Origin of the sequence: Microbispora rosea, assembly GCF_900156315.1 — a bacterium.
GTDB classification, from domain to species: domain Bacteria; phylum Actinomycetota; class Actinomycetes; order Streptosporangiales; family Streptosporangiaceae; genus Microbispora; species Microbispora rosea.
Window position 1 is genome coordinate 55,923 of sequence record NZ_FTNI01000027.1, and the last position, 16,935, is coordinate 72,857.

Annotated in this window: 17 protein-coding genes; 9 read left to right on the forward strand and 8 right to left on the reverse strand. The window is 71.9% G+C overall.

What is annotated here, in order from left to right; all coding sequences use genetic code 11:
* The first annotated feature begins 351 nt into the window (after positions 1-351).
* The 3 genes from BXA11_RS31020 (at position 352) to BXA11_RS31030 (ending at position 2,412) form a co-directional block, all read left to right on the forward strand.
* Positions 352-1,266, forward strand: a complete 915-nt coding sequence (locus BXA11_RS31020; RefSeq protein ID WP_076440212.1) for a GerMN domain-containing protein — start codon at positions 352-354, stop codon at positions 1,264-1,266.
* Between the two features lie 87 nt (positions 1,267-1,353).
* Positions 1,354-1,860, forward strand: a complete 507-nt coding sequence (locus BXA11_RS31025) for a hypothetical protein (protein WP_143734608.1) — start codon at positions 1,354-1,356, stop codon at positions 1,858-1,860.
* A gap of 183 nt (positions 1,861-2,043) precedes the next feature.
* Positions 2,044-2,412, forward strand: a complete 369-nt coding sequence (locus tag BXA11_RS31030; RefSeq protein WP_030509771.1) for a group I truncated hemoglobin — start codon at positions 2,044-2,046, stop codon at positions 2,410-2,412.
* 100 nt (positions 2,413-2,512) lie between these two features.
* Here the strand turns inward: BXA11_RS31030 and BXA11_RS31035 are convergent, their stop codons facing one another.
* Complete coding sequence (locus tag BXA11_RS31035; protein WP_204053843.1) at positions 2,513-3,703, reverse strand: helix-turn-helix domain-containing protein; 1,191 nt, start codon at positions 3,701-3,703, stop codon at positions 2,513-2,515.
* The gene (locus BXA11_RS31040; RefSeq protein ID WP_143734609.1) at positions 3,690-4,481 is read right to left on the reverse strand and encodes a hypothetical protein; all 792 of its coding nucleotides are present in this window, start codon (positions 4,479-4,481) and stop codon (positions 3,690-3,692) included. The genes BXA11_RS31035 and BXA11_RS31040 overlap by 14 nt, the downstream gene beginning before the upstream one ends.
* A gap of 577 nt (positions 4,482-5,058) precedes the next feature.
* Here BXA11_RS31040 and BXA11_RS31045 point away from each other — a divergent pair.
* The 3 genes from BXA11_RS31045 to BXA11_RS31055 are packed head-to-tail and all read left to right on the forward strand — an operon-like array spanning position 5,059 to position 8,128.
* Positions 5,059-5,946, forward strand: coding sequence for a hypothetical protein (locus BXA11_RS31045; RefSeq protein ID WP_083744699.1), 888 nt, complete (start codon positions 5,059-5,061; stop codon positions 5,944-5,946).
* Positions 5,943-7,154 (forward strand): S8 family peptidase, encoded by a 1,212-nt coding sequence (locus BXA11_RS31050; RefSeq protein ID WP_076440216.1) that lies wholly within the window; start codon positions 5,943-5,945, stop codon positions 7,152-7,154. The genes BXA11_RS31045 and BXA11_RS31050 overlap by 4 nt, the downstream gene beginning before the upstream one ends.
* 50 nt (positions 7,155-7,204) lie before the next feature.
* Positions 7,205-8,128, forward strand: coding sequence for a DUF72 domain-containing protein (locus BXA11_RS31055; protein ID WP_076440218.1), 924 nt, complete (start codon positions 7,205-7,207; stop codon positions 8,126-8,128).
* Here the strand turns inward: BXA11_RS31055 and BXA11_RS31060 are convergent.
* Positions 8,113-8,781, reverse strand: coding sequence for a class I SAM-dependent methyltransferase (locus tag BXA11_RS31060; protein ID WP_143734610.1), 669 nt, complete (start codon positions 8,779-8,781; stop codon positions 8,113-8,115). The genes BXA11_RS31055 and BXA11_RS31060 overlap by 16 nt on opposite strands.
* Before the next feature lie 83 nt (positions 8,782-8,864).
* Between BXA11_RS31060 and BXA11_RS31065 the strand changes: the two genes are divergently transcribed.
* A complete protein-coding gene (locus tag BXA11_RS31065; protein ID WP_083744700.1) occupies positions 8,865-10,238 on the forward strand; it encodes an acyltransferase family protein in 1,374 nt (457 codons plus the stop codon).
* A 230-nt stretch (positions 10,239-10,468) separates the two neighbouring features.
* Here BXA11_RS31065 and BXA11_RS31070 read toward each other — a convergent pair whose 3' ends face one another.
* From BXA11_RS31070 to tatA, 4 genes are all read right to left on the reverse strand, one after another.
* Positions 10,469-11,365 carry an oxidoreductase gene (locus tag BXA11_RS31070; RefSeq protein ID WP_076440219.1) on the reverse strand — a complete coding sequence of 299 codons (897 nt, stop codon included), beginning with the start codon at positions 11,363-11,365 and terminating at the stop codon, positions 10,469-10,471.
* Between the two features lie 16 nt (positions 11,366-11,381).
* Complete coding sequence (locus tag BXA11_RS31075; RefSeq protein ID WP_143734611.1) at positions 11,382-12,062, reverse strand: TetR/AcrR family transcriptional regulator; 681 nt, start codon at positions 12,060-12,062, stop codon at positions 11,382-11,384.
* A 143-nt stretch (positions 12,063-12,205) separates the two neighbouring features.
* Complete coding sequence (locus BXA11_RS31080) at positions 12,206-12,730, reverse strand: hypothetical protein (protein ID WP_076440222.1); 525 nt, start codon at positions 12,728-12,730, stop codon at positions 12,206-12,208.
* Between the two features lie 202 nt (positions 12,731-12,932).
* On the reverse strand, positions 12,933-13,220 hold the full coding sequence (gene tatA / locus BXA11_RS31085) for a Sec-independent protein translocase subunit TatA (RefSeq protein WP_076440224.1): 288 nt from the start codon (positions 13,218-13,220) through the stop codon (positions 12,933-12,935).
* 232 nt (positions 13,221-13,452) lie between these two features.
* Between tatA and BXA11_RS31090 the strand changes: the two genes are divergently transcribed.
* Positions 13,453-14,385: a DUF72 domain-containing protein gene (locus BXA11_RS31090; protein WP_204053842.1), complete on the forward strand. Its 933-nt coding sequence runs from the start codon at positions 13,453-13,455 to the stop codon at positions 14,383-14,385.
* 488 nt (positions 14,386-14,873) lie between these two features.
* Positions 14,874-16,586, forward strand: coding sequence for a glucuronyl esterase domain-containing protein (locus tag BXA11_RS31095; protein ID WP_076440228.1), 1,713 nt, complete (start codon positions 14,874-14,876; stop codon positions 16,584-16,586).
* Between the two features lie 129 nt (positions 16,587-16,715).
* Here the strand turns inward: BXA11_RS31095 and BXA11_RS31100 are convergent, their stop codons facing one another.
* Positions 16,716-16,895, reverse strand: a complete 180-nt coding sequence (locus BXA11_RS31100; protein ID WP_076440231.1) for a hypothetical protein — start codon at positions 16,893-16,895, stop codon at positions 16,716-16,718.
* Positions 16,896-16,935: the final 40 nt, after the last annotated feature.

Here is a 16,935-nt window from a genome sequence, read left to right on the forward strand (position 1 = left end):
TCGCGGCGGCGACCGGTTGCCCACTGCCGTGGCCGACATCACCTCATGTCCTTTCGCGCGAAAGGTGACGGTGGCGGGGCGCACGGACGCAGTGCTTCCTGCCGGAACTTGCGGAGAACCGCAAAGTCTCGATTTAGAACTGCAAATTTTTTACTTTAGATTGCCCAGATGTTACATAGGGCCCACCGTGCCGTCAATGGGTCGGAAAAGCCGGAGAGAAGGTGACAGGTCTGTCCCGTCCCCGAGCCGGGCCTACCTGGGGATACTTCAAGTGGGCGCCGGTCGGGAACCGGTCCTGCGCCCGCCCGCGGGTCCCCCAACTCGCGAAAGGAACCCGGCAGAGGAGCCCTCATGTTTCTGCCCCCCAAGCGCTCGCTCGCGGCGTTGGCCGTGCCGCTGGTGAGCCTGTCGGCGGCCCCGGCCGCCGCGACACCCGCCTCGTCGAACGCGGCCGTTCACGCGGCCCCGCGCGTGGCGACCCTGGTCGACGTGCGCGCCGCACATCAGCCCGGACTCGACCGGGTCGTCTTCGAGTTCCGCGGGCCGCTCCCGGCGCGGCGGGGTGCCGGCTACGTGTCCCGGCTGATCGCCGACGGCTCGGGCCGCACGGTCCCGGTGGCCGGCGACGCGATCCTCAGGCTGGGCTTTGGCGGCGCGACCGGCCACGACAACGGCGGGCGCCCCACCTACGGGCCCGCCCGTGAGACCTTCGCGCTGCCCGGCGTGATCCAGGTCGTCAACTCGGGCGACTTCGAGGCGGAGCTCACGTTCGGCATCGGCCTGACCCGGAAATCGTCCTACCGCGTCTACACCCTCACGCGTCCGAGCCGCGTGGTCGTGGACATCAAGACGCCCTACCGGACGGTGCCGGTGCGCACGTACTTCCTCGACTCCCGGGCGTACGCGGCGGGGCGGCGGCCGTACACGGTGGCGGTGTCGCGGCCGGTGACGCCGCCGTCCGCCGTGCGCGGCGCGCTCCAGCGGCTGTTCGCCGGGCCGACGCAGGCGGAGTACGCCAAGGGGCTGCGGTTCGTCGCCTCGGGGGCCACCGGCGTCCGTTCGGTCGTCGTCCGCGACGGGGTCGCCCACGTGCGGCTCACCGGGTCCCTGCGCAGCGGCGGGTCGGCGTTCACCGTCGCCGACGAGATAACGCCCACGCTCAAGCGGCTTCCCGGCATCCGCTGGGTGAAGATCTACGACGCCGGCGGCCGCACCGAACGCCCGAAGGGGCACTCCGACTCCGTTCCTGAGAGCCTCGAACCGTGACAGCGCGAGGGCCGGGCCCGTTCGTGAGCCCGGCCCCTGGCGCCATCTGATGGTGTCCCGCGACCGCCGGTTGAGACCATGACGGACATGACGGTGACGGCGGTGGTGGTGCAGCGAGTGCGCGTCCGGTGGTCGAAGGAGGACCGAGGCGCCCGCGAGGCCGCGCGGCGCGCTTCGCTCAACCGTGCTTTCCCGCTGCCCGCGGCGCCGCCGGGGACGCCGCTCGTCCACGACGTGCTCATCGACACCGAGGGGGGCGTTCGCATCGAGGAGCGGACGGCGGCCGAGGCGGAGGGCGTGCGCCTGCGACTGATCGAGACGGACGGCGGCCTGAAAGTCGAGCGGCTGCCCTCGCACGCCGCCTACCCCGTGCCGCGGCACCGCGCGCACCTGTTCACGCTCGGCCCGGGCCAGGTGGGCAGGTACCTCGCGAACTTCCGCTTCACCGGATGTGCCTGCGCGCCCTGCTGGCACTACGAGGAGTGGACGACGTACGTCGCCACCCTGCCTGCGCGCCGCGACCTGTTCCTCACCCGGGAGCGGTACGACGCGGAGGTCGACAGCCGAGTGTCCCTTTACGGCCTCACTCGCTGAAATCTTCGGGCAGGGTGACGGTCGTTGTCCGGGCACCGTCCCGTTTTCCGCCTGTGGCCTTTTCTGTCGTGTCGACCGCGTGAGCACCCGGCCACGTACGTATTCCCGGCCGGTAATCGGTCCGTAACGAAGCGTGGCGATCATCGTGGGGACGAGGTCACGCACACCCGGGAGGAAAGCGCCATGGCGTCCATCTTCGATCGGATCGGCGGTTCTGACGCGGTCGCGGCCGTGGTCGAGGAGTTCTACACGCGGGTCGTCGCGGACCCGATGCTGCGGGGCTACTTCGCGGACGTCGACATGGCCAAGCTCAAGGCGCACCAGCGCAGCTTCGTCGCCGCCGCGCTCGGCGGTCCGCAGGAATACCGGGGCAAGTCGATGGACGAGGCGCACGCCGGGCTCGGCATCACGGCGGAGGAGTTCGACCAGGTGGTCTTCCACCTGGCCGGGGCGCTGGAGTCGTGCGGCGTCGACGCCGAGACGATCGGCTCCATCGCCGGGGCCCTCGCACCGCTGAAGGAGCAGGTCGTGCAGAGCGCCGTCGCGGCCTGAACGGTCCCCGGCGGGGCTGCCCCGTCCGCCGGGTGCGACGGCCCTTGACCCTGCCCCCACCCCGCTCGTCTGACCGCGCCGCCCGAGGCTGCGCGTGGCCTCAGGGGACGAGTCTCAGCTGGGGGCGATGGGCGGGCAGGCCGATCAGCTCGCGTACGCGCGCCATGGGCCAGGCGAGCTCGCGGGCCAGCGCGGGCACGGTCAGCCCGGTCTCGGCCGCCGCCATCTCGAAGGCCTGGGCGAGCAGGACCGGCTGCTCGCCGGGGTAACCGGACACCGGCTCGGTGGCGAAGCCCGGCTGCCCGCGCAGCGCGGCGAGCCGCTGGTAGGCGCGCCCGGCCGCGGAGTCGGACAGCAGGCCGACCTCCCGGCACCGGTACAGCAGGGAGTCGACCGACACGCCCCAGACGCGGCGCAGCTCCGCCAGCCGCCGCAGGTCCGCCCGGGCGGGCAGGCTGGGCAGGATGCTGTCGCGCGGGGTGAGGAACTCCGCGGCGAAGGAGTCGGCCTCGCGCTCCTGCTGGCTGTCCCCGGCGGCCGCGTCTCCATGCAGCACCAGGTGCCCCAGCTCGTGGGCGGCGGTGAAGCGGTGCCGGTAGACGTCGTCGAAGCGGTTGGGCGTCAGGACGACGATGGGCCGCGGCAGGCTGGACGTGGAGAAGGCGTCCACGGTGACCGCGTCCTCGTCGGCCTGGGGGAAGACGACGACGATCCCCCGGGACTCCATGTGCCGCACCAGGTGGCTGATCGGCCCGGTGCCGAGCTCCCAGTGGGCCCGCAGCGCGCGGGCCGCGCCCATGGGATCGCGGGGCAGGGCGCTGCCCGAGTGCACCTCGCCCCCGGCGAAGCCGGGCAGGTCCACGAAGGGGAGCCGCACCCGTTTCTCCAGCGCGTACGTCAGCTCCCAGACCTGCTCGACGAAGGCCACCGCCTTGGCGCGCTGGTAGGCCCGGGTGGAGCGCAGGCTGCGGAAGTGCGCCATCGAGCCGTCCAGCTTGCCGTGCGGGCGGCCCGGCAGGAAGAAGGCCGCGGGCACCGCGAGCACCTCGGCGAGGAGCGGAACCAGATCGGGACGCGGCCGGGTGACCCCTGCCTCGTACTGGCCGACCGCGGCGGGTGACACCCCGATGCGCTCGGCCACCTCCTTCTTCGTCAGCGCCGCCAGGCGTCGCGCCTGGGTGAGGCGGGTGCCGTCGAAGGCGTCCGCCACGGCCTGCGGGCTGGGCGCTGTGGTGCCGGATTCGGGGGGAACGGTCTCCTCGACCAGGCGCAGCCGGTCATCGTCCTTCATCGGCGGCGGCGTCCGGTGCGTACGGCGCCTCGCTCATCGGAGGCAGGTCGGTCGCGCGCTCGTAGGACGGGCGCGGATTCAGGGCCGGAGCCGGCATCGCGCCCCGGGCGAACGCGGACGCCTCTCCTGCGGAGGCCACCACCCCGGGCAGCTCGGCCGCCGGCGCCTGCCCGGCGAGCGGAATCGGCTCGCAGTGGTGCCACCGCAGGCTGCCGGTGCGGTCGAGCAGCTCGGCCTCGCCCCACCACACGTCGAGCAGACCGGCCCTGGCGTTGCAGGCGTACGCGATGAGCACGAGGCGGGTGCCCTCGGGCAGCCGGGTGAGCGCGCGGGCGGCCGGAGTCGCGGGCTCCGGCAGGGCGGCCTCGACGCCGCCGAGCGTGAGCTGCTCGGCCCAGGGCCGCGGGCCGAACCTGGTGAACAGCGCCTGCACCAGCCCGGACGGCCTGCCGTCGCCGATCCTGGCGTTGACCACGCTGACCGAGCGGTCCTTCGCGTAGCGGAACGGGAACAGCAGGTTGCCGCCGAGCACGACGAGCTCGTGCTGGGAGCCCGGCGGCTTGACGGTCACGACGTCGGGCATGTCCGCGAACGCGCCGGCCAGGGCCTCGAACTTGCGGGACATGAGCGTGAAGCCGAACGGGTGGAGGAGCTCCGTCCGCGCCGTCTTCTGGGCGTCCTGGGCGTTCTCCAGGGCGAGCGTCAGCGCCTCGGTCACCCCCTGGCGGATCTGCTCGGCGCGCGGGCCGAACGTCTCCAGAGCCCAGGTCGACAGCATCGCCACCTCCGGTGCGTTCCGCGCAGTGCTGGGTTTCGCTTGCCTTCCAGCGACCCCGGTGATCTCCAGTGACCGCCGGACGCCGGAGGCACTTTATTTTCCAACATCATAGGCCCGCGAGTGCTTCACGTGTCCCGTGCGTCACGGCTCTTCCGGCCGTGAGAGCCGCCCGGGAATGGCCGCAGAGATGGCTATAGTGCCAAATGTCGTGATCGGGGAGGGGAGTGTGGCGGGCGTGTGCGCCGCCGCACTCCCCGGCCGTACGGCGGCCGCCCGGCGCGTGCCCGCGTACGGCACGCACAACGGGAGAGCCATGGCACACCCCCCACCTTCCGGCCCATATCCGGGCGGGCCTCCCGCCAATCCCTACGGATCCGGGCCGCATGGTCCGGGGCAGCCGCCCGCAGGGCCGCACCAGCCGTGGCCGGGCTATCCGCCGCCAAACCAACCGCCGCTCAATCAACCGCCACCGAACCAACCGCCCCCGAACCAACCGCCACAAGGGTGGCCACCGGGTCCGCACCCCCAGCCCGGCGGGCAGCCGTGGCAGCGGCAACCGGCGCAGGCTCCCGGGCCGATGCCGCAGCCATGGCCGCACCCGCAACCACCGCAGCAGCAATCGCCGCAGCCGGGTCCGTGGCCCGCGCCCGGCGGTCCGTACGAGCCGGGCGGTCCGTACGAGCCGGGCGGCCCGTACGAGCCGGAAGACGACGGCAGGCCGCGGCGGGGAGCCGGGCGGGTCTTCGGCGGGGTCCTGTGCGGGGGGCTCGGCCTGGTGCTCCTGCTCGGTGGGGGCGCCGTCGTGGCGAAGGCCGTGTCGAACAGCCACCAGGAGATCCGCAACACCGAATACGCGCGCAACCTGTGGCGCAACGAGCCCGCCGAGGCGCTTTTTCCCGCGGCGCTCGGCCTGCAGGACCCGGAGAAGAGACAGGGCGACCCGAACACCGAGCGCGGCTGGACCAGAGTCGCGATCTCCCCGGAGACCTCCTGCGCGAAGGCGCTGAGCGGGGCCGTGGCGAAGGAGGCCGCCCGACGCGGCTGCGTCGCGGCCCTGCGCGCCACGTATGTGGACGACACGGGCGGCACCGCCGCGACCATCGCCATCGTCGTGTTCCGCGACCCGAAGGTCGCCCTCGATCTGGGCGACCTCGTTCACGACAAGGGGGACGCCGACCGGCCCGACCAGGCCGTGCACGCCCTCGCCGCCCCGGGGATCGCCTGGAGCGACGCCGTACGGGCGGGCAGTGGGGGCGACAAGGTGCTGGACGTCTACGCGCCGTGCGCGGTGGTCGCCTCGGCGGGACCGGCGGACGGCAGGAAGGCGGGCCGGCTCCCGCAGCCCTGGGGCAGGCGAAGCTACCAACAGCGCATGGACCGCGAGCCGTGGAACGCGGTGGCGGAAGGCCTGGCCGAGTCCCTCGCCTGGCGGCTGACGGATCTGATTCCGCAGGGGAAGGCGTGACCGGGCGCGGGCTCCGCGCCGCCCTTGCCGTCGCCGCGGCGGTTCTCGCGGCGGCGGGTACGGCGGTTCCGGCGCGGGCGGACGCGCCCAGGGACTGGGAGGTCTCGGCCCTGCGGCTGCCCGAGGCGCACCGGACGGCCCAGGGGGACGGCGTTCTGGTCGCCGTGCTCGACACCGGTGTGGTGGCCAGGCATCCCGCGCTGGGCGGCCGGGTGACGACCGGCCGCGACTTCATCGGGGGCGGCGCCAGGCTGGGCCAGTCCTACTGGGGCGAGCACGGCACCGCGATGGCGTCCGACGTGCTCAAGGTGGCGCCGAAGGCCCGCATCCTGTCGGTGCGGGTCATCTGGGACGACGACGACCCCGCGCGGCGGCGGGCGCTGAAGATGAAGCAGGACGCGCAGGCCGAGAAGGCCGCGCACGCCCTGGCCAACGGCATCAGGTATGCCGTCGGCAAGGGGGCGAAGGTCATCTCGATGTCGCTCGGCACCGACGAGTGGGCGATCCTCTCGGGCTACGAGGAGGACACGGTCGCCGCGGTGGACTACGCGGTGAGCAAGGGTGTCACGATCCTGGCCAGTTCCGGCAACGGCGGCTCGACCGACCCGCTGGAGAAGGACGCCAACAACAGCGTGTCCTACCCGGCCGCCTATCCCGGGGTCATCGGGGTGGCGGCGCTCGGGCCCGACGGCCGCCGGGCGGACTTCTCCCAGGTGCACACCTACACCACGATCGCGGCCCCCGGCGTCGGCATCCACAGCGCCAGGAATCTCGGCGGCTACGCATCGGTCTCCGGCACCTCCCCGGCCTGCGCCATCGCCGCAGGGGTGGTCGCGCTGGCGCTGTCCCGCAACCCGAAGCTCACACCGGGACAGATCCGGGGCATCCTGACCAGGACCGCCCGGCATCCGGCGGGCGGATACAACCCGTTCGTCGGCTTCGGCCAGGTGGACGCGGCCGCCGTGGTCGCGGCGGCCGGCTCTCCGGGGAAGCCCGCGGTCCGGGCCGTGCCGTACAAGGGGAAGAAGTACTTCGGCGACGGCCCCACCGACGCGCCCATGACCCACCCGCCCATCGACACCGGTTATCTGGCCATCGGCGGGGGCGCGGGAGCGGTCGGCCTTCTGTTCCTGCTCGTCGCCTTCCTCTTCCTCCGCCGTCCCAAGGCCCCAGTCCCGCCGCCGGAAGGACCGCCCCCGCCGTCTTGATACTGAGCCCCGGCGACGGCCGGGGCGGGCCGGGCTCCTTATCGTGAGGTATGGGGGAGATCCTGGTCGGCACGGCGTCGTGGACCGACAAGACGCTGCTGGAGTCGGGGTGGTATCCGCCCGGCGTCACGACGCCGGAGGAACGCCTGCGCCACTACGCGGGCATGTTTCCGCTGGTGGAGGTCGACTCCACCTACTACGCGCCGCCCGCCGAGGCCACCGTGCGGCTGTGGGCCGAGCGGACGCCCGCGGAGTTCGTCTTCGACGTCAAGGCGTTCTCGCTGCTCACACGGCATCCGACCCGGCCGGGCGCGCTGCCGAAGGACCTGCGTCCGAGCGGCGGCGGCAAGAACCTGTACGCCCGCGACCTCGACGCGAAGGTCGTGGACCAGGTCTGGGAGCGGTTCCTCGGCGCACTGTCGCCGCTGCGCGAGGCGGGCAAGCTCGGGGCGGTGCTCTTCCAGTTCCCCCGGTGGTTCCCGATCGGCCGGGCGAACAAGCACTACATCCTGGAGTGCAAGCGGCGCTGCGAGCCGTTGCGAATCTCCGTGGAGTTCCGCAACCACACGTGGATGAGCGAGGAGAACCAGGCCGAGACTCTCGACTTCCTCCGCTCGTACGCCATTCCGTACGTGTGCGTGGACATGCCGCAGGGCTATCCGGACTCGATCCCGCCGGTCGTCGCCGCCACGTCCGACCTGGAGGTCGTGCGGTTCCACGGGCACAGCGACAAGTGGACCAGCCACGACATCCACGAGCGCTTCGGCTACCGCTACTCCATCGACGAGCTGAAACGGTGGGCGCCGCGGCTGCGCGAACTCGGCGGACAGGCGTCCACGATCCACGTGCTGATGAACAACTGCTACCGCGACTACGCGCAGACCAACGCCCGCCAGCTCGCCGGCGTGCTCGCGGGCCTGCCGGACTGCGACGTACGCCCCCGCCCCGGCGACGGCCCTCAGCCGACCGCGTAGTAGGACTCCACAGCCGCCTGGCCGGTGTAATTGGGGCCCGCGCGGTCGTCGGCGCCGAGATAGGACCAGGGCAGGTCGATCTCCCTGCGGCCACGGCAGCTCACCCGCTTGTTCCTGGCGTCGTAGACGAGGCCGCTCGCCCGCAGATCGGCCGTCAGCCGCCGTCCGGCGGGCGTCCCGTCCGCACGCCGTACGCTCCGTACGTCGAGGTTGGCGGCGAACAGGCCGTCGTCGGTCAGCCAGGAGGCGGCCCGGGCGATGACGCCCAGCTTGTCGCCGACGTAGTGCAGCCCGTGGACGCAGGTGATCAGGTCGAACGCCGCATCGGGAGTCCACGAGGTCACCGACGCCGTGACCAGCCGCAGCCGCGGCGGCCGGGGCGGCCCGGCGAAGTAGCCGACCAGGTCCACACCGACGATCTCCGCCCGGTCTCCCCGCGCGTGTGCGGCCTCGAACAGCGCGTTCGCCGTGCCGCAGCACAGGTCGAGCCATCGGACGACCCGATCGGTGTCGCGCAGGAGGGCGAGGACGTCGACGCCGAGTTCGCGCCGGTAGGCCGGGAGCCGGCGTTCGCGGTTCATGTCGCTGTTGGCCACGACCGGGGACCGCTCCAGTGCGTCGTCGTCCAGGAGCCGGAGATCACGATGGTCCATCCCCGTTTCCTAGCATTCCTGCGAGGTCCGCGGCGTACCAGGCGCGATGCTGCCGATGCCATATTTCGCCTAAAGTCACCTGAATGGCAGCAAACCCCTCCCGGCTGGCATGGCTGGACGTCTTACGCGGGATCGCCGCTCCGGCCGTGGCGCTGCACCACTCGGCCTGGACCTTCGTCCCGGCGGTATGGGGGGAGGTGGACCGCAGGGTCGACGTCGGCACCTGGGGCGTCTTCGTGTTCTTCCTGGTCAGCGGATACATCATTCCGGCCTCGCTGGAACGGCGGGGCGACCTGCGGGCCTTCTGGACCGGCCGGGCCTTCCGGCTTCTCCCGCTGCTGCTCGCCGCGCTCGCCCTCGCGCTGCTCCTCGCGTACGCCGGGGTGTTCGAGACCTCGCCCGGCCTCGACCGCCGGCCGCCGCCGCTCGTCGCGCTGGCGAACCTCACGATGCTGCAGGAACTCATCGGCGTCCCCTCGGTGATCAACGTGATGTGGACGCTCTCCTACGAGATGGCGTTCTACCTGATGACGGCCGGGCTGTTCGCCGTACGGCAGGCGCACAGGTCGGCGCCGATCGCCGTGGTCCTGGCGGTGGCGGCCGTGCCGCTCGGCCTGCTCATGCCCGGCGCGACGATCAACGGCGGCGCGGGCCCGGCCGCCGTGCTCATGGCCGTCGCGGTGATCCTGGTCATCGTCGTGACCGTGACCGCGAACGGCCGCCTCAGGACGGCCGCCGCGGTGACCGGCGGCCTGCTCGGCCTGGCGCTGGTGATCCTCGGCAGCCGGATCGGGGCGGGACAGGGCCTGGTCATCGCGGCCGTGATGTTCGCCGGGACCGCCGTGTGGCGCGCCGAGCAGGGCACGCTCCGGCCGGTCTGGGCCGTCACCGCGCTGCTGACGGTCCTCGTCTGCGGCGTCCTGGTGGCCGACGAGCCCGCCTGGGCCGCGGCGGTGCTGCTGGCGGCGGGCTTCTTCGCGCTCGCGTTCCGGCTGCGGCACCGGTCGTTCCCCCGGTGGCTCGCCCACCTCGGAGTGATCAGCTTCTCCCTGTATCTGCTGCATCCGCTCCTGCTGCGGGTCGTCCCGAACCTCCCGGTGTTCTTCCTCGTCCTGCTGGTGCTCGGTCACGTGGCGTACCGGCTCGTGGAGGTCCCCGGACAGCGCCTCGGCCGCCGCCTGAACGCGTACCTCCGCCGGCCGCGGAAAAATCGCGTCAAGCCCGGCCTGTGGCCGTGTGGGCGGCGCGTTCGCGGGGGACCAGCGGCTCTGATACCGGTGCGGAGGAGGGGACGGTTCATGAGCGAGGACCAGGACCTCCACCGCCGCCAGGGCCATGAGGCCAACGTCGAGGGCAGCTCCAAGATGACCGCCGAGCAGCTTCGTGAGGCGCTGGCCAGGGTGGGCAAGGGCGAGGACACGCAGTCGGCCAAGGCGGAGGCCGAGAGCGACCAGTGACCGCCGCACGGCCGCCGCACGATCGTCGCATGAACGGGCCGCCGGCTCCGAAGGGGAAACCGGCGGCCTTCGTACGGATCCGCTGCGGGCAGCCCGGCTGCCGACCGACAGCGAGCCGTCGATCGCGTGCCGTGCATCGCGTGCTGCAAATCGTGATCCCCTGATCGCGGGCAGTCGATCGCGGGCAGTCGATCGCCGTGCTGAGGCGTGCCGTTCGGCCGCGTGTTCGGTCAGCCGGCGTCGGAGAGCGCGTCCAGACGGGCCATCTCCTCGTCCGTGAGGCGCAGCGTGGCGGCGGTGACGTTCTCGGTCAGGTGATCGGGATTGCCGGTGCCCGGGATGGCCAGCACGTGCGGCCCCTGCTGGAGCGTCCAGGCCAGTCGCACCTGCGCGGGGGTCGCGCCGTGCGCGCGGGCCACGGCGCGCACCTCCTCCTGGTCCGTGTCGCTCGCCCCCAGCTCGCGGCCCTCGCCCGCGATCGCGAAGAACGGCACGAAGGCGATGCCCTGCTCGCCGCAGGTGCGCAGCAGCTCCTGGCTGCGCACGGCGCCGATGCCGTACCGGTTCTGCACGCTCACCACCGGCGCGATCGCCTGGGCCTGCGCGAGATGCCCGGGCCGGATGTTGGAGATCCCGAGGTGCCGGATGAGACCGGCCTCGCGCAGCTCGGCGAGCGCCCCGAAGTGCTCGGCGATCGAGTCGAGCCCCGGCTGGCGCAGGTAGACCAGGTCGAGGTGGTCGCGGCCGAGCTGGCGCAGGTTCTCCTCGACCTGGCCGCGCAACTGGTCGGGCCGGGCGAACGGCAGCCACTCGCCGGACGGGTCCCGTCCCGGGCCCACCTTGGTCGCGATGACCAGGTCGTCCGGATACGGCGCGAGCGCCCGGTTGATCAGCTCGTTGGCCGAGCGCAGCCGCGAGAAGTAGAACGCCGCCGTGTCGATGTGGTTCACGCCGAGGTCGACGGCGCGCCGCAGCACCGCGATCGATCGTTCGCGGTCGCTCGGCGTGCCGAGGTCGAAGGCGGCGCTGCCCGTCAGGCGCATCGCGCCGAACCCCATCCTGTTGACCGTGAGGTCGCCGAGCCGCCAGGTCCCTGCGGCCGCTGCGTTGATCGCTTCTGTACTCATCGTTCCAGGATGCCCGTTATAGGCCCATGCTGTCGGCGAGCGCGTCGATGACGGCGTCGAGCAGGGTGGCACCGCTGTGACCCAGGCCGGCGAACTGCCCCTGAACATCCAGGCTCACCACACCCTGGAGCTGGGCCCAGGCCATCACGGTTCCGGCCAGGGCGGTCGCCGGATCCCCCTCCGGGGCGAACGTGCGCACCCACTCGGCGACCGCCGGGGTCTCCTCCACCCACCGCCGCATCTGCTCCCGCAGCGGTTCTGTCCCCGGTCGGCAGTGCCCTCCGGCGAACACCGGCAGGAAGGGCCCGAGCACGCTCCGGGCCCGCAGCATGCTCTCCGGGGGAGCCTCGTAGCCGGGCGAGGGCGTCCCGGCCAGCAACTGGAACAGGTGCGGATTGGCCACCGCCCACCCGTGGAAGGCCCGGGCCAGCGCGTGCAGCCGCTCCCGCGGCGGGCCCCCGCCGGCGGCGGCCCGTACGGCCCCGGCGACGTCGTCGAAGGCCTCCAGGATCAGCTCGGTCAGCAGGTCGTCGCGGCTGCGGAAGTACTTGTACAGCGCCGGGCCCGTGACGCCGAGCTGTTTCGCCACCGCGTTCAGGCTCAGTGCCGCCGCCCCGCCCGCGCCGATCTGCACGAGGGCGATCTGCTTGATCTCCGAACGGACCTGGTCCCGGTAGCGCTGCCGCGGCGTTGACATCCTCTCAGTATGGTGAGTGGCTCTCATCGACGTCTCCTGCTGGTCGTCGATGTCCGCCGTTCGGCCACGACCCGGCGGGGCGGGTGCACGGTCGCGCCTGGGGCCAGGCTCAGGTCGGCGGCGTCAGGGCCGGCCGCAGTCGCTCACGGGGTGTAGATCTCCTGCACCTTGACGATCGCGCCGCGATAGACGGTGATGAGCGCCGGATGATGCTTGGCCTTCATGCGGGAGATCAGCACACTGCGGGAGCACCGCTTCGCCCCCAGGCCGCCGCTCTTCACCGTCACGGTGGTGCCCTTGCACCCTGTGGCGCTGTAGAACACCACGTTCTTCGCCACAGGCGAGGCGTACGCCGTCACGTCACCCTCGGGCGGGCCCTCGAAGTGCCCCTCCGTGTGGCCGGTCTTGTCCTTCGCCCACCTGATCGGCGCGTATTCCGCCACGCCGGACCGGTAATAGGTGACCCAGCCCCGCAGGATGCCGTCGTGCCGGGGTGAGATGTGCTTCGTGAAGTCATGGCGGGGGTCGCTCTGGAACGACGTGCCATAGGGCTTGGGCGTGGCGAACTTCGGCACGGCGGCGGCGCCGGCAGGGAGCGCCGCCGCGCAGATCAACGCGGCCGCCGTGGCGGCGGGGACGACGACGCGGAGCGAGAGGGCGTGCTTCATGTTCTGTTGGAGTCCGGGCCCCGTGGGAAGGTTCGCGTGATCGGCCGGATTTCCGCATCGCACCCTCGCATCGCACCCCCGTACGCAGCCCCGCGCGCACTCCGCCTGGACCGCGCGGGACCCCAGGAGGGTCGCGCCGATCGCCCTGGCGCTCAGCGGCGCTCGCCTGATGGGCGGCCATCGCCAGGGCGCGGGAGAGGCCTCAGCGGGCCTCGGGCTCGTCCCGCCGCGCGGCGTCCGCGGCGGCCCTGAGCCGGGCGTTCTCCTCTTCGAGCGCGCGCAGCCGCTCCTCGGCGTCCGGAGCGGCGGGTGCCGTACGGGCCTGGGCGGCCGGGGCGTCGTCCTCGTCGCCGAGCCTGCTGGTCTCCCTCTTGAGGACCCGCAGCGACTGCCCGAGGGCCTTCGCGGTGTCCGGAAGCTTCTTCGCACCGAAGAGCAGCACGAGCACCACGAGCACGATCATCCAGTGAACAGGGCTGAGCGAACCCATGGCGAAGCTCCTCTGGTCGTCGTTTTGCCTGCTCACAGGCTATGTCATCGGGTGCGGGGGCCGACGGCGCGGGCGCCCGGCGTCAGTGAGGCGGGTTCCGTCCGCGGATCCGCGTCACACGCGTCACTCGGGGCACTGGGGACTGGCACTGGGGATCAAGAAATCCTCGAAGGGAGGAAGCGCGGGACCGTCCGCCTGCCGAAGCGGTTGATCCCCTGTTACGGCGACGGCGATGGGCCGTGCGAGTGTGATGGGCAAGATCCTGGTCGGTACGGCCTCCTGGACGGACAGGTCGCTGCTCGCCTCGGGCTGGTATCCCCCCGAGGCGTCCACCCCCGAGACCAGGCTCGGCTACTACGCGAGCCGGTTTCCCCTGGTGGAGGTGGACGCCACCTACTACAACCCGCCGTCCCGGCGTACGGCCGAGCTGTGGCGCGACCGTACGCCGAAGGACTTCACCTTCAACGTGAAGGCGTTCTCCCTGCTCACCGGGCATCCGACCAGGCCTGCCGCGCTCTACAGGGACCTGCGGGCCGTGCTGGGGGAGCCCGGGCGTGCGCTCTACCGGCGCGACCTGCCTCCGGAGGTCGTCGAGGAGGTGTGGCGCCGGTTCCTCGCCGCCCTGGAGCCGTTGCACGAGTCGGGGAAACTCGGCGCGGTGCTGTTCCAGTTTCCGCAGTGGTTTCCGCCGGGCGGCGCGAACCGCCGCTACATCCTCGAATGCCGCGACCGCTGCCTGCCCATGCGCGTGTGCGTCGAGTTCCGCAACGCGGCCTGGATGGACGAGGCCGCCCGGCGGGACACCCTCGACTTCCTGGCCGCCAGCGACGTGCCGTACGTCGGAGTGGACATGCCGCAGGGGCACCCCTCGTCGGTCCCGCCGGTGCTCGCGGCCACCTCCGACCTCGCCGTCGTCCGCCTGCACGGTCATTCGGAGAAGTGGACGAGTCGCGTCATCGAGGAGCGGTTCGGCTACCTCTACTCCGAGGAGGAGCTCCGGCACTGGGCGGGCCGGATCGCTGACCTGGCCGGCCGTACGGTGACCACGCACGTGCTCACGAACAACTGCTGCGCGGACAACTCCCAGCGCAACGCCGCACGCCTGGCCGAACTGCTCGAAGAGCGGGGCGCCGACGTCGTCGGGCCGTCCGCCGGAGGACCCTGAGACGCCGCCGGAGCCCATGGCCCGCGCAAACGGGGGCGCCGGGCTCGGCGTGTCTCACCAGCCGCAGGGATGAAACTTTCGTTGGTGTTTCGGAAAAGTCGGTGCGGTAGTAGCGGTAATCGCGCCGCGAACAGCGCTGTTCTCCTCTACACGAACACGGCTGGCACCCCCTCCGATTTGGGTCTTGCTGGGCTGCAACGTTTCGGTGATGCTGCGAAAACATTCAGCTCGCGCTCGTGTCAGCGGTTCTCTTCGGACCGGTGACGGGTCCGAGGCCCTCAGAAGGAAGGACGCACTGTCGTGAAAGGCCTCAAGGTCTCGGCAGCAGCAGTGGCACAGGCTGCCGCACTCTTCATCGATGCCGGTCGGCCCTCCCACGGGGGCGGGCGATGATCGGCGACATCACTTCCGGCGGCAGGAGCCGTGCCCTGTCTTCTGGCGGCAGGGGCCGCACCCTGTCTTCTGGCGGCAGGAGCCGTACCCGGGGCGTGCGCCGTGCGCTCGTCGTCGGCGCCGTGGCGGCGCTTTCGCTGGGTCTCGCGGTGATCGAGATCCCCGGTGGCAACGCCGGTGTGGGCGCACTCGTCGCGCCATGGACGGCGCAGGCGGCCGCCGCCGCCACCGGCGTCGAGGACGAGGGCGCCGACTGCCCCGTGCCCGACCTGGGGTCGCCGACGTCCAACTCCCGGCTTCCCGATCCCTTCAAGAAGATCAACGGGCAGCGCATCACCTCCAAGTCGGAGTGGCGGTGCCGTCGCGAGGAGATCAAGAAGCAGGCCGAGCGCTACGTCTACGGCGAGAAGCCCGGCAAGCCGGCGAGTGTCACGGGCACGGTCTCGCGGACCGGCATCACCGTGAACGTGTCCGCCAACGGCAGGAGCTCCAGTTTCTCCGCGTCGGTGGACCTGCCGAGCGGCACCGGGCCGTTCCCAGCCGTCATCGTGTACGGAGGATTCGGCGCTGACACCGCCACCATCAAGGCGAGCGGTGCCGCCGTCATCAGCTACGACCCGTTCGCGGTCGGCAAGGAAGGCACGCCACGCACCAACAAGCAGGGTGCCTTCTACAGCGTCTACGGCTCCTCCAGCAGCACCGGGCTGCTCGCCGCCTGGGCCTGGGGCGTCAGCCGCATCATCGACGTCATCGAGCAGTCGGGCGGGAGCATCCTCAAGGCGGACGCGACCGGCGTCACCGGCTGCTCCCGGTACGGCAAGGGCGCCTTCGTGGCCGGCGTGTTCGACCAGCGCATCGCGCTGACCATGCCGATCGAGTCGGGCAGCGCCGGTGTTCCCATCCTGCGCGGCGTCGCCCAGGAGAGCGGCGCCCAGCCGCTGAGCAGCGCCTACTCCGAGCAGCCGTGGCTGGGGGACGCGTTCAGCTCCTTCACCGGCAACCCGGGCCAGCTCCCCGTCGACACGCACGAGATGGTGGGCATGATCGCCCCGCGTGGCCTGTTCATCATGGAGAACCCGCACGTCGACTGGCTGGGCGCCCAGTCGGGCAGCGTGGCCGCGCTGGCCGGAGCCGAGATCTACAAGGCGCTCGGCGCGGGAGACAACATCAGCTACTGGTCCGACGTACAGGACGGCACGCACTGCGCCACCCGGTCCGAATGGCGCACCCCGCTGCAGCAGAACATCCAGAAGTTCCTGCTCAAGACGGGCAACGCCTCCGCCGTGTTCCGGATCTCGTCCAGGAAGTCCGGCAACCTGTCGCAGTGGAGAGACTGGACGACCCCGGTCCTGACCGACTCCAGCCCGTCTCCCAGCCCGAGCCCGACCCGCTCGCCCAGCCCCAGCCCGTCAGCCAGCCCCAGCCCGTCCCCCAGCCCCTCGCCCAGCGGGAGCCCGGGCACCAGCCCGAGCCCGTCACCCAGTCCGAGCCCCTCGCCGTCCGGCGGGGGGAGCGGCGCATGCTCGGCGACGCTCCGAGTGATCAACTCCTGGTCGGGCGGCTGGCAGGGTGAGGTCACGGTGCGCGCGGGGAACTCCTCGATCAACGGCTGGACCGTGAACTGGACCTGGCCCGGTTCGCAGAGCATCACCCAGATATGGGGAGGCGTGCGGTCGGGCTCCGGCTCGAACGTGACGGTGCGCAACGAGTCGTGGAACGGCTCGGTCGCGGCCAACGGGAGCACGACCTTCGGCTTCATCGCCGGAGGGTCCTCGGCCACCCCGGCGGCCACCTGCACCAGTCCGTGATCCATGGCTGATCCGACCCTGACGATCGGGGCCCGCGGCGGCCGCGCCGCGGGCCCTCGGCATGTCCGTGCCCGGATGCGATGCTCACGAGCCCGCCGCCGGCTTTCGGCCGGCGGGACTCCGTCTCCGTCAGTGGCCGAAGAGCATGACCAGGCCGACGATGGCGAAGTGGATGAGCACCGCGAACACCAGGACGCTGGCGAAGATCCACTTGGCGGGGCCGTGCTCGAAGTGCTTGCTCTCCTTCATCGGCGGGCGCTTGGCGACGCGGTCGGCGATGCGCTCTTCGAGACTCTTCCTACGGGCCATGACACTTCCTGTGTTCTCGGCGCTGGTTAGTGCACTAACA

Coding starts and splice junctions, on each gene's coding strand:
- BXA11_RS31060 (WP_143734610.1), bottom strand. CDS start 8,781: ATGGACCATCGTGATCTCCGGCTCCTGGACGACGACGCACTGGAGCGG.
- BXA11_RS31070 (WP_076440219.1), bottom strand. CDS start 11,365: ATGAGTACAGAAGCGATCAACGCAGCGGCCGCAGGGACCTGGCGGCTC.
- BXA11_RS31055 (WP_076440218.1), top strand. CDS start 7,205: ATGGGGGAGATCCTGGTCGGCACGGCGTCGTGGACCGACAAGACGCTG.
- BXA11_RS31040 (WP_143734609.1), bottom strand. CDS start 4,481: ATGCTGTCGACCTGGGCTCTGGAGACGTTCGGCCCGCGCGCCGAGCAG.
- BXA11_RS31075 (WP_143734611.1), bottom strand. CDS start 12,062: ATGTCAACGCCGCGGCAGCGCTACCGGGACCAGGTCCGTTCGGAGATC.
- BXA11_RS31100 (WP_076440231.1), bottom strand. CDS start 16,895: ATGGCCCGTAGGAAGAGTCTCGAAGAGCGCATCGCCGACCGCGTCGCC.
- BXA11_RS31065 (WP_083744700.1), top strand. CDS start 8,865: ATGGCAGCAAACCCCTCCCGGCTGGCATGGCTGGACGTCTTACGCGGG.
- BXA11_RS31045 (WP_083744699.1), top strand. CDS start 5,059: ATGCCGCAGCCATGGCCGCACCCGCAACCACCGCAGCAGCAATCGCCG.
- BXA11_RS31030 (WP_030509771.1), top strand. CDS start 2,044: ATGGCGTCCATCTTCGATCGGATCGGCGGTTCTGACGCGGTCGCGGCC.
- BXA11_RS31080 (WP_076440222.1), bottom strand. CDS start 12,730: ATGAAGCACGCCCTCTCGCTCCGCGTCGTCGTCCCCGCCGCCACGGCG.
- BXA11_RS31020 (WP_076440212.1), top strand. CDS start 352: ATGTTTCTGCCCCCCAAGCGCTCGCTCGCGGCGTTGGCCGTGCCGCTG.
- tatA (WP_076440224.1), bottom strand. CDS start 13,220: ATGGGTTCGCTCAGCCCTGTTCACTGGATGATCGTGCTCGTGGTGCTC.
- BXA11_RS31035 (WP_204053843.1), bottom strand. CDS start 3,703: ATGAAGGACGATGACCGGCTGCGCCTGGTCGAGGAGACCGTTCCCCCC.
- BXA11_RS31090 (WP_204053842.1), top strand. CDS start 13,453: ATGGGCCGTGCGAGTGTGATGGGCAAGATCCTGGTCGGTACGGCCTCC.
- BXA11_RS31025 (WP_143734608.1), top strand. CDS start 1,354: ATGACGGTGACGGCGGTGGTGGTGCAGCGAGTGCGCGTCCGGTGGTCG.